The sequence below is a fragment of the Prauserella muralis genome (assembly GCF_003202285.1).
GTDB classification, from domain to species: Bacteria; Actinomycetota; Actinomycetes; order Mycobacteriales; family Pseudonocardiaceae; genus Prauserella_B; species Prauserella_B muralis.
This window is the reverse complement of the sequence record NZ_MASW01000006.1, coordinates 176,858-191,750: the sequence shown is the minus strand read 5'-3', so window position 1 is coordinate 191,750 and position 14,893 is coordinate 176,858. Positions and strand designations below refer to the sequence as shown.

14 protein-coding genes and 1 pseudogene are annotated in these 14,893 nt (G+C 71.6%); 12 read left to right on the top strand and 3 right to left on the bottom strand.

The window, feature by feature from the left end; genetic code table 11:
• Nucleotides 1-96 precede the first annotated feature (96 nt).
• From BAY60_RS26195 to BAY60_RS26160, 8 genes are all read left to right on the top strand, one after another.
• A complete protein-coding gene (locus BAY60_RS26195) occupies nt 97-651 on the top strand; it encodes a UGSC family (seleno)protein (protein ID WP_112283875.1) in 555 nt (184 codons plus the stop codon).
• On the top strand, nt 648-1,691 hold the full coding sequence (locus tag BAY60_RS26190; protein ID WP_112283873.1) for an amidohydrolase family protein: 1,044 nt from the start codon (nt 648-650) through the stop codon (nt 1,689-1,691). Before BAY60_RS26195 ends, BAY60_RS26190 begins: the two co-directional genes overlap by 4 nt.
• Before the next feature lie 3 nt (nt 1,692-1,694).
• Complete coding sequence (locus BAY60_RS26185) at nt 1,695-2,462, top strand: IclR family transcriptional regulator (RefSeq protein WP_112283871.1); 768 nt, start codon at nt 1,695-1,697, stop codon at nt 2,460-2,462.
• A 12-nt stretch (nt 2,463-2,474) separates the two neighbouring features.
• Nucleotides 2,475-3,155, top strand: a complete 681-nt coding sequence (locus BAY60_RS26180; protein WP_112283869.1) for a response regulator — start codon at nt 2,475-2,477, stop codon at nt 3,153-3,155.
• 75 nt (nt 3,156-3,230) lie between these two features.
• The gene (locus tag BAY60_RS26175) at nt 3,231-4,139 is read left to right on the top strand and encodes an SDR family NAD(P)-dependent oxidoreductase (RefSeq protein WP_112283867.1); all 909 of its coding nucleotides are present in this window, start codon (nt 3,231-3,233) and stop codon (nt 4,137-4,139) included.
• Nucleotides 4,136-4,807 (top strand): 3-oxoacid CoA-transferase subunit A, encoded by a 672-nt coding sequence (locus tag BAY60_RS26170; RefSeq protein ID WP_211330474.1) that lies wholly within the window; start codon nt 4,136-4,138, stop codon nt 4,805-4,807. Before BAY60_RS26175 ends, BAY60_RS26170 begins: the two co-directional genes overlap by 4 nt.
• Complete coding sequence (locus tag BAY60_RS26165) at nt 4,807-5,466, top strand: 3-oxoacid CoA-transferase subunit B (RefSeq protein WP_211330473.1); 660 nt, start codon at nt 4,807-4,809, stop codon at nt 5,464-5,466. Before BAY60_RS26170 ends, BAY60_RS26165 begins: the two co-directional genes overlap by 1 nt.
• Nucleotides 5,467-5,470: 4 nt before the next feature.
• Complete coding sequence (locus BAY60_RS26160) at nt 5,471-5,722, top strand: hypothetical protein (RefSeq protein WP_112283866.1); 252 nt, start codon at nt 5,471-5,473, stop codon at nt 5,720-5,722.
• On the opposite strand, the gene BAY60_RS26155 is transcribed toward BAY60_RS26160, so the two are convergent.
• Nucleotides 5,719-6,198: a MarR family winged helix-turn-helix transcriptional regulator gene (locus BAY60_RS26155; RefSeq protein WP_112283864.1), complete on the bottom strand. Its 480-nt coding sequence runs from the start codon at nt 6,196-6,198 to the stop codon at nt 5,719-5,721. The genes BAY60_RS26160 and BAY60_RS26155 overlap by 4 nt on opposite strands.
• A gap of 81 nt (nt 6,199-6,279) precedes the next feature.
• Here BAY60_RS26155 and BAY60_RS26150 point away from each other — a divergent pair, with 81 nt between their 5' ends.
• From BAY60_RS26150 to BAY60_RS26130, 4 genes and pseudogenes are all read left to right on the top strand, one after another.
• Nucleotides 6,280-6,651: a VOC family protein gene (locus tag BAY60_RS26150; protein WP_112283863.1), complete on the top strand. Its 372-nt coding sequence runs from the start codon at nt 6,280-6,282 to the stop codon at nt 6,649-6,651.
• Between the two features lie 102 nt (nt 6,652-6,753).
• Entirely contained in the window at nt 6,754-7,602 is an 849-nt protein-coding gene (locus BAY60_RS26145; protein WP_112283861.1) for an SAM-dependent methyltransferase, read from the top strand.
• Nucleotides 7,603-8,035: 433 nt separating this feature from the next.
• Nucleotides 8,036-8,488: a response regulator gene (locus tag BAY60_RS26135; RefSeq protein ID WP_170160557.1), complete on the top strand. Its 453-nt coding sequence runs from the start codon at nt 8,036-8,038 to the stop codon at nt 8,486-8,488.
• 57 nt (nt 8,489-8,545) lie between these two features.
• Nucleotides 8,546-11,318: pseudogene (locus tag BAY60_RS26130) on the top strand (HAMP domain-containing protein); the annotation flags it as partial.
• On the opposite strand, the gene BAY60_RS26125 reads toward BAY60_RS26130, so the two are convergent.
• Nucleotides 11,301-13,238, bottom strand: coding sequence for a primary-amine oxidase (locus BAY60_RS26125; protein WP_112283855.1), 1,938 nt, complete (start codon nt 13,236-13,238; stop codon nt 11,301-11,303). The pseudogene BAY60_RS26130 and the gene BAY60_RS26125 overlap by 18 nt on opposite strands.
• 26 nt (nt 13,239-13,264) lie before the next feature.
• Complete coding sequence (locus tag BAY60_RS26120) at nt 13,265-14,692, bottom strand: APC family permease (RefSeq protein WP_112283853.1); 1,428 nt, start codon at nt 14,690-14,692, stop codon at nt 13,265-13,267.
• Between the last annotated feature and the right edge of the window lie 201 nt (nt 14,693-14,893).

Below are 14,893 nucleotides of genomic sequence, written 5' to 3'. Positions count from 1 at the left end.
GCCGCCCCGCGTTTCCATGGCGTGGAAAGCGCATGGCGGCGCGAAGGGCGGCGATCGTACCGTCGAGGCAGGCTGGTCCCACGAAGGAGTGTCGCCATGTTCGATGCCATGATCGACCCGACCGCCAACCCGGCCGAGGCCGTGCGGGCAACGCCACCGGCACCGAGACCGGACCGCCTGCGCGGGCTGACCGTCGGGCTGCTCGCCAACACCAAAGCCAACGCCGAGGACCTGCTGGAGCGGGTGGGCGAGCTGCTCGCCACGCGGGAGGGCATCGCGGGCGTCGTGCGGCGCAAGAAGCTCAGCATCACCGACCCGGTTCCCGCCGACGTCCTCGCCGATCTCGCCAGGCAGTGCGACGTGGTGGTGGTCGGCGTCGGCGACTGTGGCTCCTGCAGCGCCTCGGCCATCGCAGACGGCCTCGCGCTCGAGGCCGAGGGCATCCCGGCCGTGGTCATCTGCACCGAGGCGTTCAGCGCCGCCGCCGACGCCATGGCCGAGCTGCAGGGCAGCCCCGGCTACGAATACGTGCGGATCCCGCATCCGCTCGCGCTGCTCGACGCCGAGGGCGTGCGGGCCCGCGCCGAGCAGGTGCTCCCCGCGATCGTCGGCGGCGTCACCACCGCCTCCTCGGCCACGGCGGCCGCATGACCGCCACCGCCGGGCACGAGCTGCTCGACTACGCCAGAAGCGCCATCGAGCACGCCTACGAGCGTGGCTGGACCGACGGGCTGCCGGTCGTGCCCGTCACCGCGCCGATGGTCGAGGAGTTCCTGGCGCACACGCCCAGACCACGCGACGAGGTGATCGCCTCGCTGCCCCATCTGAAGCGGCGGTGCACGGTCGAGCAGGCCGCGGTCAACGCCGCGCTGGCGGGCTGCAGGCCCGAGTACCTGCCCGTCGTGCTCGCGGCGTGGGACGCACTGCGCCGCGACCGCGTCAGCACCGCCGCGTGGCAGAGCACCAGCGGCCCCGCGCCGCTGCTCATCGTCAACGGGCCGATCCGCCACGAGCTGGGCATCAACTGCACCGGCGGCGTGTTCGGCCCCGGCTTCCGCGCCAACGCGACCATCGCCCGCGCCGTCGGGCTCATCGTGCGCAACGTGCTGGGCGTGCGGCCGCACGAGCTCGAGCAGGCGACCCAGGGCATCCCCGGCCGGTTCTCGCTGTGCATCGGCGAGAACGAGGAGGAGAGCCCGTGGGAGTCGCTGGCGAGTGAGCTGGGCCTGCCGGAGGGCACCGACGCGGTGACGGCGCTGCTGCTGCGCACCTGCGAGTTCGTCGACAACAGGCACACCCGCGACGCCGAGGAGGTGCTGTGGGACATCGCCGACACGATCTCGCGCACCGGCGCCGCCATCGGCAGGCACTCCTCGGCGGGGCTGGTGCTCAGTGTCGAGCACGCGCAGCAGCTCGCCGCCGCCGGGTTCGGCAAGGCCGACGTGCAGCGCTGGCTGTACGAGCACTGCGTGCGCAGCCATGCCGACCTCGAACGCGCGGGCAAGGGCCTGCGGGGACTGGAAGGGCCCGGCATCGATGAGCACGGCCTGCACATGCTCCCCTCGCCGGAGCAGCTGCTGGTGACCGTCGCCGGGGCGCGCAACGCGGCGATCTCGATGGTCGTGCGGCCCTTCGGGTTCGCGGGCTGGTCGCGGGTCGCCCAGCCGATCCAGCGGGCCGGGTCGGAGTAGGCCATGCGGGAGTCGCCGGCGCGCCGCCTGCTGCGGGTGTTCGAGGCGTTCTCGGCGCACCACCCGGAGCTCAACCTCACCGAGATCAGCCAGCGCTGCGGGCTGCCGATCTCCACGACGCACCGGCTGGTGGGCGAGCTGCTCCGCTGGGGTGCGCTGGAACGCGGCCCCGGCGGCTACCGGATCGGCCTGCGGCTGTGGGAGGTGGCCACCCTCGCGCCGCGGGGGCTCGGGCTGCGCGACGTCGCGTGGCCGTTCCTGGAGGACCTCTACCTCGCCACGCGCGAGAACGTGCTGCTGGCCGTGCGGGACGGCACGGAGATCGTGTTCGTGGAGCGGCTGTCCGGGCCCGGGGCCATCACCGTGCTGACGACACTGGGCAGGCGCCGCTCGCTGCACGCGAGCAGCGCCGGGCTGACGCTGCTCGCCCACGCGCCGTGCGAGGTACAGGAGGCGGTGCTCGCCTCGCCGCTGCGCCGCTACACCGCGAAGACCATCGCCGATCCGGTGCGGCTGCGCCGGACGCTCGCCGAGATCCGGCACAACGGGTTCGCGGTGTGCGACGGCCACATGAAGCTCGACGCCGTGTCGGTGGCTGCACCCATCGAGGACGGCAGCGGAGCGGTCACGGCGGCACTGTCCGTTGTGGTCAGTGCGAGCACGGATCACCGGCGCCTTGTTCCCGCCGTCGTCACCGCGGCGAGGGGAGTGTCGCGCGCGCTGGGCGCGCCCCACGGCAAGCGCGGGCGGCGGCAGGGGCTGGCGGGGTAGCGGGAGGCGACGATGCAGGGTCAGACGGTACCGGTTCGGCAGCGCTCCATCACGGTGTTCCTTGTCGACGACCACGCCGTGGTGCGCCGTGGTCTCGCGGCGTATCTGGAGCTGACCGCCGACCTGCGGGTGGTGGGCGAGGCGGGGGGCGGCGACGCCGCGCTGCGGAGGCTGGCCGCGTCGCGGGAGCCGCCCGACGTCGTGCTGATGGACCTGCTGATGCCCGGTCGCGACGGCATCGAGACCACGGCGGCGATCGTGCGTAGGCACCCGGACGTCGCGGTGGTGGTGCTGAGCAGCTTCGGAGAGGGCGAGCGGGTACGCGCGGCGCTGGAGGCGGGCGCGAGCGGCTACCTGCTCAAGGACGCCGACCCGGACGAGATCGCCGACGCCGTGCGCGCGGCCGCCCGCGGCGAGACGCACCTGTCCGGGCGCGTCGCGCGCTGCCTGACCCGCGAGCTGACCGCCCCGCACTCGGGCCTCTCGGCGCTGACGGCACGGGAACGCGACATTCTCAAGCTCGTGGCGCGGGGCCATTCCAACCGCGAGATCGCCAACCAGCTGACGATCAGCGAGCGCACCGCGCGCACCCACGTCAGCAACGTGCTGGCCAAACTGAGCCTGGCTTCCCGCACCCAGGCCGCGCTGCTGGCGATCAGGGAGGGCCTGGTCGCGCCTCCCGGGCGCTGGTGAGGAGTCGAATGACGTAGGCACGGTTCCGTCATTGAGTCGAAGCCCTTGTGTGTCAACGGATTCTAAGGTGGACAGGTGGAGATATCGTTAGCGGGCAAGGTCGCCCTCGTCACCGGCGCAGGCCCCAACATCGGCAGCGGCATCGCACTGGCACTGGCCAGGTACGGCGCGACAGTGGCGTGCAACGACCTCGACGCGGACGCGGCGAAGGCCTCGGTCGAGCGCATCGAGCGCAACGGTGGCACGGCCATCGCGGTGCCCGGCGACGTCACCGACGAGGAGCAGGTCCTCGGCTACGTCCGGACTGTCATCGACACGTTCGGCAAGATCGACATCCTGGTGAACAACGCCGCCGTCCTCGGCGGGCGGGGCGTGCTCGACGAGAGCGCGGAGTTCTTCTCCCGCGCCGTGCAGGTGTCGGCGATGGGGCACTTCCTCAACACCAAGCACGTCGGGCGGCACATGGCCGAGCGCGGCATCCGCGGCTCCATCGTCGCCATCTCCTCGTCCAACGGCTGGTCCGGCACGGCGGGGGTCATCGCCTACGCCTTCCACAAGGGCGGGGTGAACAACTTCGTCCGCGCCGCCGCGATGGATCTGGCACCCTACGGCATCCGGGTGAACAGCTTCACCCCCACCGCGCCGACGCCGGACAACCCCGACCTGATCGCCGAGCGGGGGGCCGGCGGCGTCCTCGACAATCCGAGGGCACACGGGCTCGGCGGGGCCACGGGCGACGAGCCGTGGCGGCGGCCGTCGCGCTGGTCCGGTCAGCGGATGCCGCTGGTGCCGATGGGCACCACGGGCACGCCGACCGACATCGGGCACTGCGTCGCCTGGATGTGCTCCGACTACGCGCGGCTGATCACCGGCTGCGACTTCGTGGTGGACGGCGGTGCGCGGGCCAAGAACTTCGCCTACGCACCGGCGGCGCCCGACGAGCTGGCCGGCCCGCTGCCCGTGATCCCGCTGGAGTCGCCGTGAGCGCGTTGACGAAGCCGGTGCTCACGGCCAAGGAAGCGGTCTCCGATGTGCACGACCACAGTGTCCTGCTGGCAGGCGGGTTCGGCGGGGCGGGCTACCCGCTCGAGCTGTTCGAGGCGCTCGCCGACCGCGGCGTGCGCGGGCTGACACTGGTGTGCCTCAACGGCGGGCAGGGCGAGGTCGGTGCGGCGAGGCTCATCATCGACGGCGCGATCGAGAAGCTCGTGTGCAGCTACCCGCTCGGGCCCGACGACAGGGCGATCCGGGAGGCCGTCGAGTCCGGCAGGCTCGACATGGAGCTGATGCCGCAGGGCACGCTCGCCGAGGCGGTCCGCGCGGGCGGCGCGGGACTCGGCGGGGTGCTGACGAGGACGGGCCTGGGCACCGTGTTCGCCCGGGGCCGCGAGGTCGTCACCGTGGGCGGCACCGACTACCTGCTGGAACCCCCGATCCGGGGGCAGGTGGCGTTCGTGCGGGCGCACGAGGCCGATCGGTGGGGCAACCTGCGGTACCGGTTCTCGCAACAGAACTTCAACCCGCTGATGGCGATGGCGGCCGACGTCACGATCGCCTATGTCGACCAGATCGTCCACTCCGGACTCGATCCGGAAGCCGTGCACACGCCGGGTGTGTTCGTCGACCGGCTCGTCGTGGCGGGAGGTGCCTGATGATACGGCTGGATCGGCCCCAGATCGCCGCGAGGGTGGCCAGGGATCTGCAGCCGGGATGGTACGTCAATCTCGGTGTCGGCATTCCGCTGCTGCTGGCGAACGCGCTCGCCCGGTCGGAGGACTTCGCACTGCACAGCGAGAACGGCATCCTGGGGCTCGGCCCGGAACCCTCCGAGGATGCGTGCGACCCTGATCTGGTGGACGCGGGCGGGCGGCACACCAGTGTCGCCGAGGGTGCGAGCTTCTTCGACTCGGCGCTGTCGTTCGCGATGCTGCGCGGCGGGCACATCAACGCCTCGGTGATCGGCGCGTACCAGGTGTCGGCGACCGGCGACGTGGCCAACTGGAACGTGCCGGGCAGGCGGTTCGGCGGCATCGGCGGGGCCGCGGACATCGGCGCCTCGGTGCCGAACCTGTTCGTCACGATGACCCACACCTCCCGCGACGGCGAGCCGAAGATCGTGCGGGAGTGCACCTACCCGCTGACGGCGGTGCGCGCGGCGAGCCGGATCTACACGGACCTGGCGGTGATCACGGTGACGCCCGAGGGCCTGCGGCTGGATGAGGTGGTCGACGGTCTCACCCCGCAGGACGTGCAGGCGGTCACGGACGCGCCGCTGCACTGGGACGACACCGTGCGCACGCTGACTGTGTAGTGCCGTGCGGACCCGGCGCGACCGCCGCGAGGCGGACGCCGTCCGTGCCGTGGTGGCCGGCCTGGCCCGGTTGGTCGCCGCCGACGGCGGCAGCCTGCGGTTGCGTGACTACGACGCCGAGCGGCGGGCGCTCGACGTGGTGCTGGCCGGGACGCCCGGGTGCGCGGTGGACGCCTCGCTCGTCACCGACTTTCTCACCGAGGCGTTGTGCCTGCACGGCATCCGGCTTTCGCGGCTGCGGGTCCAGGCGGTCTAACCGTCGTTTCCGGACTCGTCGCCGAGGGCGTCGGCCATGCGGTCGAGGTCGGCGAGCAGCGCGGCGAGGCGTCGCGGCGGGATCGCCTCGACCATGCGGCGTTCGATCGCGTAGACGGCCGAGCGGGCGCCGGCGAGGCGCCTGCTGCCCTCGTCGGTGAGGTGCGCGGGCAGTGCGCGGCCGTGCTCGGTGGTGGCGGGCCTACGGATCAGCCCGGCGTCCTGGAGGCCGCGCAGGACGACGTTCATCGATTGCCGGGTGACGAACGCGCCGCGGGCGAGGTCGGCGTTGGACAGTCCTGGCCGTTCGTCGAGCAGTTCGAGGCAGGCGTACTGCGGCACCGTCAGGCCGTGCCCGCGCAGCGCCTTGTCCATCGCGCCGCGCAACGCCGCGGCGGATCGCTTGAGCCGGTAGCCCACGTGCTCGGTGATGTCCTGCGCGGGATGGGGCGGGACCACGGGTTCCGGGTGTGACATGTCAGAAGTTTGACATACCCGGCTCGGTCTGCGTATCGTCTCCTATGTCAAAGTCCTGACATAGAGAAGCGAGGAGCAGCCATGTCCGTCACCGTGGAAGGTCCCGATTTCATTGCCCTGCAGGTGCGCGGTGTCGAGGAGGCGGCCACGTTCTGCGAGCGGCATCTCGGGCTGCGGCGGGCACCGGCGTCGCCGCCCGGCGCGGTGCTGTTCGCCACCGAGCCGATCCCGTTCGCCGTCCGCGAGCCGCTGCCCGGGACCGACCTCGACGGCGGGGCGCGGCCTGGCGCCGGGGTGGCGCTGTGGTTCCGCACGACCGACGCGCAGGCGCTGCACGACCGGCTCGGTACCGAGGGGGTGCCGATTCTGAGCCCGCTCCGGGAGGGTCCGTTCGGCCGCACGTTCACCTTCGCCGGCCCCGAGGGGTACGCCATCACGGTGCACGACGGCTGAGCCCGGCTCGCGACGCCGTTGCTCCGAATGGCGGGCAGGGCGGGCCCTCCGCGGGAATCGCTAGGGTGGGGCCAAGGGATCCCCCAGCGGTGAGGAGTGCTCATGGCGCCGAGTGACGGCGGACAGGTGCCCGAGGGTGTCGACCTCGACCGGCCGAACCCGGCCCGGATCTACGACTGGTACCTCGGCGGCACCACCAACTGGGCAATCGACCGCGAGTTCGGCGCCAAGGCGGTGGAGACGTTCCCGATGGTCCGGACCTTGGCGAAGGTGGGCCGCGAGTTCCTCGGCCGCGGCGTGCAGTACCTGGCAAGGCAGGGCGTCCGGCAGTTCCTCGACCTCGGATCCGGGGTGCCGACCGTGGGCAACGTGCACGAGATCGCCGACTCGGTGAATCCCGACAGCCGGTGTGTCTATGTCGACAACGAACCGGTCGCCGTGGCGCACTCCCGCGTGCTGCTGGAGAAGGAAGGCGACCCGAACCGGCACGCCGTGCTGCACGGCGACCTGCGCCACGCCGAGGAGATCTGGGAACGCGCGCTCGACACGGGCGTGCTCGACCCGCGCGAGCCGATCGGGCTGATCGTGGTGGGGGTGCTGTACTTCTTCGGCCCCGACGACGATCCGCACGGCATCATCGCCCGCTACCGGGACATGCTGCCCTCCGGCTCGTACTTCCTGTCCTCGCACATGACCGTCGACGGCGTGCCCGTCGAGGGTGAGGCGCAGCGGGCGGAGGTGCGCAAGCAGTACGAACGGTCCAGTTCGCGGCTGTTCGTGCGCAGCAGGGAGGAGTTCGCCCGCTTCTTCGACGGTTTCGAGCTGGTGGAGCCGGGTGTCGTCTGGATCCCGGAGTGGCGGCCCGACGAGCGCCCGTCGCCCGCCAACGAGGAGTACCGGGACAAGCCGGCGGCCAGCAGCGCCTTCGCGGGCCTCGGCTACAAGCCCTGACCGCGAGTCCTGCGTCCAGACCCGCGAGTCCTGCGTCCAGACCCGCGAGTCCTGCGTCCAGACCCGCGAGTCCTGCGTCCAGACCCGCGAGTCCTGCGTCCAGACCCGCGAGTCCTGCGTTCACGCCGGCGAGTCCTGCGATCACGCCCCCGAGTCCTGCGTTCACGCCGGCGAGTTGCGCACTGCGGCGAGGCGATCCGGTTGTCGGCGGCTTCCCCAAATGTGGCATTCGTAGCGTTCAACTTCCCCAATGCGGCATTCGCTCCATCCAGTGGAGCGAATGCCGCATTGGGGAGCTTTGGGGGTGACGGAAGTGCAGAACTCGCGGGCATGAGTGCAGGACTCGCGGCATGTAGGCGGCCGCCGGTCACAGGCTCGCCTTGCGCGGGGCGTTCGGCATAGACTCCGCTGAGCAGCCGGGGAGGTGATGCGTGTGCCAACGCCGTCGCCGGCCGGTCAGCCGCCCGCCATGGGGGCCGGAGAGATCCGGCTGCTGCTCGTCGAGGACCACTCGATGGTGGCGATGGCGCTGACCTCGGCCTTCGAGGTCGTCGACGACATCGTCCTCGTCGGAGAAGCCGCCTCCATCGCCGAGGCGCTCGAGGCCGTCGAACGCGAACGTCCCGACATCGTGCTCCTGGACCGGCGGCTGCCCGACGGTGACGGGCTCGACGCGATCGCGCCACTGCGGCTGCGCTCGCCCGGCAGCAGGGTGCTCGTTTTCACCGGCGTGGCCGACGCCGCCGACGCGGCGAGGGCCGCCGAGGCGGGCGGAGCCGGGCTGGTGCTCAAGGCCGGGAAGCTGGACGACCTGCTGGAGACCATCCGGCGGGTCGCCGCCGGGCAGGACGCCTTCGACACCGACGGCAGGCCACCCGGCCCCTAGGCCCTCCGAAGGAGGCACCGCATGGCCGACGAACCGATCCCGTCCGCCTCGCGCGACGATCGGCTGGAGCAGCTGCTGGCGGGCCTCAAGGCCGTGCGCGACGGCGACATCGGCATCCGGCTTCCGCGCGTGCGCGACGACGCCCTGCTCGACGAGATCTCCACGGTGTTCAACGGCATGGCCGACCAGTTGGCACTGGTCAGCTCCGAGGTGACGCGGGTCGCGCGCGAGGTCGGCACCGAGGGCGTCCTCGGCGGCCAGGCGCAGGTGCCGGGAGCCGCGGGCACCTGGCGCGAGCTCACCGCGTCGGTCAACGTCATGGCGCGCAACCTCACCGACCAGGTGCGCTCCATCGCGCAGGTCTCCACCGCCGTCGCCAGGGGCGACCTCTCGCAGCACGTCACCATCGACGCCAGGGGCGAGGTCGCCGCACTCGCGCAGACGATCAACACCATGGTGGGCACCCTGTCGGCCTTCGCCGACGAGGTGACGCGGGTCGCGCGCGAGGTCGGCACCGAGGGCATCCTCGGCGGGCAGGCGCGCGTGTCGAACGTCGCGGGCACGTGGCGCGACCTCACCGACAACGTCAACTCGATGGCCGACAACCTCACCGCACAGGTGCGCTCGATCGCGCAGGTCACCACGGCCGTCGCCAGGGGCGATCTGTCCCAGAAGATCGACGTGGCCGCGCGGGGCGAGATCCTGGAGCTCAAGACCACGATCAACACGATGGTCGAGCAGCTCTCGGCGTTCGCCGCCGAGGTCACCAGGGTGGCCAAGGAGGTCGGCAAGGAGGGCAGGCTCGGCGGGCAGGCCGAGGTCGAGGGCGTCTCCGGGACGTGGAAACGGCTGACCGAGAGCGTCAATGAGCTCGCGGGCAACCTCACCAGGCAGGTCCGCGCGATCGCCGGGGTGACGAGCGCGGTCACCACCGGCGACCTGACCCGTTCCATCACGGTGGAGGCCGACGGCGAGGTCGCCGAGCTCAAGGACAACATCAACGCGATGGTGCGCTCGTTGCGCGAGACCACGCGCGCCAACGAGGAGCAGGCGTGGCTCAACGCCAACCTCGCCCGTCTCTCCGGCCTGTTGCAGGGCATCCGTGACCTGCGAGCCGCCACCCAGCTCATCGTCAACGAACTGGCCCCGCTCGTCGGTGCGCAGTACGGCACGTTCTTCCTGCGGGAGCGCAGCGCCGAGCGCAGCTGGCTGCGGCTCGTCGCCAGCTACGGCAGGGCCCAGCACGGCGCGGTGGCGCAGGCCTTCGAGTTCGGTGAGTCGCTCGTCGGCCAGGCCGCCGCCACGCGCAAGCCGATCCTGGTGGACCACACGCCGTCCGGCTACGTCCTCATCTCCTCCAGCCTGGGCTCGGCGCCGCCCGCGCAGCTGATCGTGCTCCCGGTGCTGTTCGAGGGCGACGTGCTGGGGGTGATCGAGCTGGCGTCGTTCTCCCTGTTCAGCCCCGTGCAGCGGGACTTCCTCGAACAGCTCGTGGAGAGCCTGGGCGTCAACCTCAGCACCATCATCGCCAACGAGCGCACCGAGGCCCTGCTGGCGGAGTCGCAGCGGCTCGCCGAGCAGCTGCGCCGGTCCAACGCGGGCATCGAGCAGGCCAGGCAGGAACTCGAGGAACGCGCCGAGCAGCTCGCGCTCACCTCGCGGTACAAGTCGGAGTTCCTCGCCAACATGTCCCACGAGCTGCGCACGCCGCTCACCAGCCTGCTCATCCTGGCAGGCGTCCTCGCGAAGAACCCGACGCACAACCTGACGCCGAAGCAGGTCGAGTTCGCCAAGGTGATCGAGTCGGCGGGAACCGACCTGCTGCAGCTCATCAACGACATCCTCGACCTGTCCAAGGTGGAGGCGGGCAGGATGGACGTGCACCCTGAGCCGGTGGCCGTGGACGACCTGCTCGAGTACGTGCGCACGACGTTCCAGCCGCTCACCGTCGACAAGGGACTGGACTTCCAGGTGGTGGTGCACCCCGACGTGCCGGAGCGGATCGACACCGACTCCCAGCGGCTGCGCCAGGTGCTGCGGAACCTGCTGTCCAACGCCGTGAAGTTCACCGAACGCGGCACCGTCGGGCTGCGGATCGCGCTCACGGACGACCGCACGGCCGTGGAGTTCTCGGTGACCGACACCGGCATCGGGATCGCCGAGGAGCACCTGGAGACGATCTTCGGCGCGTTCCGGCAGGCCGACGGCACCACGAGCAGGCGGTACGGCGGCACCGGGCTCGGGTTGTCGATCAGCAGCCAGATCGCCACCCTGCTCGGCGGGCGGTTGCGAGCGGAGAGCACGCTCGGCGAGGGCAGCACGTTCACCCTCGTGCTGCCTGCCGGGCCGGAGAGCGGATCCGCCGCGGTGCCGAAGCGCCCGCCGCTGCGGACGGCCGCGCGCGGCGAGCCGTCGGAGGTCCCCGGCAGCCTGGACGGCCACACCGCGCTGCTCGTGGACGACGACGACCGCACCGTGCTCGCCATCGCGGAGGTCCTCAAGGCCCAGGGCATGTCGGTGCTGCAGGCGAGCAACGGGCGCGACGGCATCGAGGTGCTGCGCCACACGCCGGGTGTCGACCTGGTGCTGATGGACGTGATGATGCCGGGGCTCGACGGCTACGCCACGACGGCCGCGATCCGCGAGCTGCCGGGCCTCGCCGGCCTGCCGGTCATCATGCTCACCGCGAAGGCGATGGCGGGCGACGAGGAGAAGAGCCTGGCCGCGGGCGCCGACGACCACGTGACCAAGCCCGTGGACGCCGGCGAACTGCTCGCGGTCATCCGCCGCCGCCTGCGCTGACCGAGCGGCGTCACGTTCCGCCGTGGCAGTGGCCTCCGGAGGCACTCGGCGGCACGTCCAGCGTCGGGTTGCGGTCGAAGAACCCGAACGGCTTGAGCGTGAAACCCGCGTAGTCCACCGGCATCACCGGCCAGTCCTCGGGGCGCGGGAAGTGCGTGAGCCCGAAGGTGTGCCACAGCACGATGTCCTCGCCGTCGATGCCGCGGTCGGCCGCCGTCCACGCCGGGAGCCCCGCGCCACCGGGGTGCTGGTTCACCTTCTCGCCCGCCGGGTACCGCTGTGCCGGGTCGTACCGGGTGACCCACAGATGCTTCGTGGCGAAGGTGGCGCGGGCGTGGATCGACGAGGCGTCGTCGGCCAGCAGCGTCGGCTGGCCCTCCGGGTGCAGCACGTAGCCGACCTCGCGGCCGAACCGGTTGCGGCTGTCCGGGTTGACGACGTGCCACACCCGCGCGCGGCCGTTGTCGGCCACCCGCTTCGCCTGCGACTCGGTGCCCAGCCGCGTGCGCCCCTCGCGGAACGCGTTGCCGTACGGGTTGGTCTCGCTCACCGGCAGCCGCACGGCCTCCACCTCGTCGACGGCGTTGCGCGGCCCGTCGACGGTCATGTCGAGCCGGGCGCAGAACAGGTGCTGGTGATACGGCGCCCCCAGCCCGGGTGCGACCTCGGTGGCGTGGTCGTGGCCCTCCGGAGGGTAGGCCGAGGTGAACGTGACGCCGGTGGCCTTGGCCTCCAGCTGGATCGTCCCGTCGAGGTAGAGGTACCAGTAGAAGCCGTAGTCGTAGTTGCCGATCGTGGTGAAGAACGAGATCACCAGCCGTCGCTGCCTGCGCGTCTCGTGCGAGCCCGCGAAGATGTCGGTGTGCTTCCACAGCACCCCGTAGTCCTCCTCGTGCATGCAGATGGCGTTGCGGATGGTGCGGGGCTCGCCGAGGTCGTCGGCGACGACGGCGTCGAAGTAGCGGATCTCGCCGAGGCAGTCGCAGCCCAGCTCCAGCGAGTTGGTGTAGCGGGCGAACATGTACTCACCGCAGTCGAAGTAGTTCTGCCAGAACCGCACCGGTGACGGGTCGGCGTAGGGCACCACCATCTCGGCGATCGACGCGCGGTACAGCACCGGCCTTTCGTGGAAGGACAGCTGGTGCAGCGTGAGCCCCTCGCGCTCGTTGAACCCGATGCGCAGGTCCCAGTTCTGCCAGCGGACGCGGCTGCCCTCGACGGTGAAGCTCGGGCCCTGCGGCTGGGTGATCTCGATCGGGCGCAGGTCCTGGCGCGGCGGCCCGGTCACCTCGGGGTCGTCGAAGTTGCCCGGCTCCTGCGGTACCGGATGCCTGCGGTGGTCGATCACCTTCGTCACCGTCCGGCTGGTCAGGTCGACGTAGGCGACGAGGCCGTCCACCGGGTGCGCCCACGGATGGTCCTTCTCGTGCAGCTGCTGGAACCCGAGCGAGCGCACGACCCGCCTGCCGCGTTCGCCCGGCTCGTCGTAGTGGCCCGCCGACAGCGGGACGGCCCGCACGGTGGCCGGGTCCAGCTCCCGCGCGGCCAGCGCGGCAAGCCACTGCTCGTCGGCGTTGAGGATCTGCTCGATCAGCTCGAACTCGGTGTCGATGATCGGCGGCTGCCCCGAGGTCGCCGGGTCCACCTCCGTCACCGAGTCCACGGCGGACCGCGTCACCGACACCACGACGTCGCGCGAGGCGCCGGTGGCCAGATCGAGCAGCAGGGCGCGGAACCGGCGGTCTGGCGTGTCCGCGGAGCCGAACGCGAGCACGGCCTCCTTCTCCGGTTCCTCCAGCCCGAGGAAGGCGAAGCGCACGGTGTCTCCGAGCAGGCCCTCCGCGCGCAGGATGTCGCGCACCGCACGCACCTCGTCCTCGCTCATCGGGTCCAGCGGGTGGGCGGCGGCCGTGGTGGCGGTGGACGGCTGTTCTTCGGCGATGGTCATCTCGACTCCACTTCGTGAGAGGACGGTCAGGCGGCCTCGGTCACGGCCGGGCCGGGTGCGGCGGCCGCCGAGGGACGAAGGACGGTGGACAGCGCGATGCCGAGCACGAACGATCCTGCGAGGATCGCACCGATCACGGCGGCAAGGCCAGGGGAGCCGCCGATGAGGGTGGAGAAGTTCGCGACGGTCAGCGCGAGGCAGGTGAGCAGCCCGGCGAGCCCGAGCAGCGGCGCGACGAGTGTGTGCCACACCCGCCGGTCGACGTCGCTCTTGCGGAAGAACGCCACCACGGCCAGGCAGGTCAGCGTCATCAGCGCGAGCACGCCGAGCGTGGCCGTGCCCGACATCCAGGCGAACACCTGGGCCACCGGGTCGAGACCGGTGGCGGCGAAGAGCACCACGAGCGCCAGCGCGCTCGTCGTCTGCGCCAGCGACGCGAGGTGCGGCGAGCCATGCCGGGGGTGGCTGCGCCCGCAGAACGACGGCAGCGCGCCCGCGTTGCCGAGCGAGAAGACGTAGCGCGCGATGACGTTGTGGAAGGCGAGCACGGCGGCGAACAGGCTCGTCACCAGCAGCACCTCCGCCACGTCGGCGCCCGCCGTGCCGAGGTAGCCGCCGATGCTGTTCAGCAGCAGCCCACCGGGGTCGGCGCCCGCCTGCCGCACCGCGGCGGTGTCGCCCCACGCGGAGATCACGGCCCAGCTGGACAGCGCGTAGAAGACGGCGATGAGCAGCAGCGCGGCGTAGGTGGCGCGGGGGATCGTGCGGGCGGGGTCGCGGGCCTCGTCGCGGAAGATGGCCGTGGCCTCGAAGCCGATGAAGCTCGCGATGGCGAACATGATCGCGATGCCGAGTGCGCCCGAGCCGACCTCGTTGGGCAGCAGGAACGCCGTCGACAGCCCGGTTTCGCCGCCGCCGCGGGCCACCACCACCGCGTCGAACACGAGCACGATCCCGACCTCGCACAGCAGCAGCACACCCAGCACTCGGCTGCTGAGCTCGATGTGCCGGTAGCCGAGGACCGCCACCACGACGAGCGCGACGATCGTCCACGACCACCACGGCAGCGAGGGGCCGCCGTAGTGCTCGACGAGCCCGCCGAGTGCGACGCCCAGGTAGGCGTAGACGGCGACCTGCACCGCCGTGTACGTCACCAGCGCGAGGAACGCCGTGCCGAGTCCCGGCGCCCGGCCGAGGCCGCGCCAGACGTAGGAGTAGAAGGCACCCGAGGCGGGCAGGTGCCTGCTCATCGCGCAGAATCCGACGGCGAAGAGCAGCAGCACGGCGCAGCACAGGACGAAGGTGGCCGGGAACCCGGCGCCGTTACCGAGCGCGATGCCCAGCGGGACGGCACCGGCCACGACCGTGAGCGGAGCGGCGGCGGCGACGACCATGAACACGATCGACCCGACGCCGAGCGAACCGGACAGTGAGCGAGACGCGGACGTGTCCATCCGGACCTCCGTGGTTGCGGGTGGGAACCGACCGCTGCAGCGTTGGCCAGCACCGTTGCCCACGCGTCAGCGGCGGGTCAAACCCCCGTCTCCGTGGCCGGGAACACTCGCGGGCGCATTCTCACAACCCGGGAACGCGGGCCCGGGGATTCTCATTCGACGTGCGCACGGCGGTGCTCATCGGTGATCCCGGGGTTACAG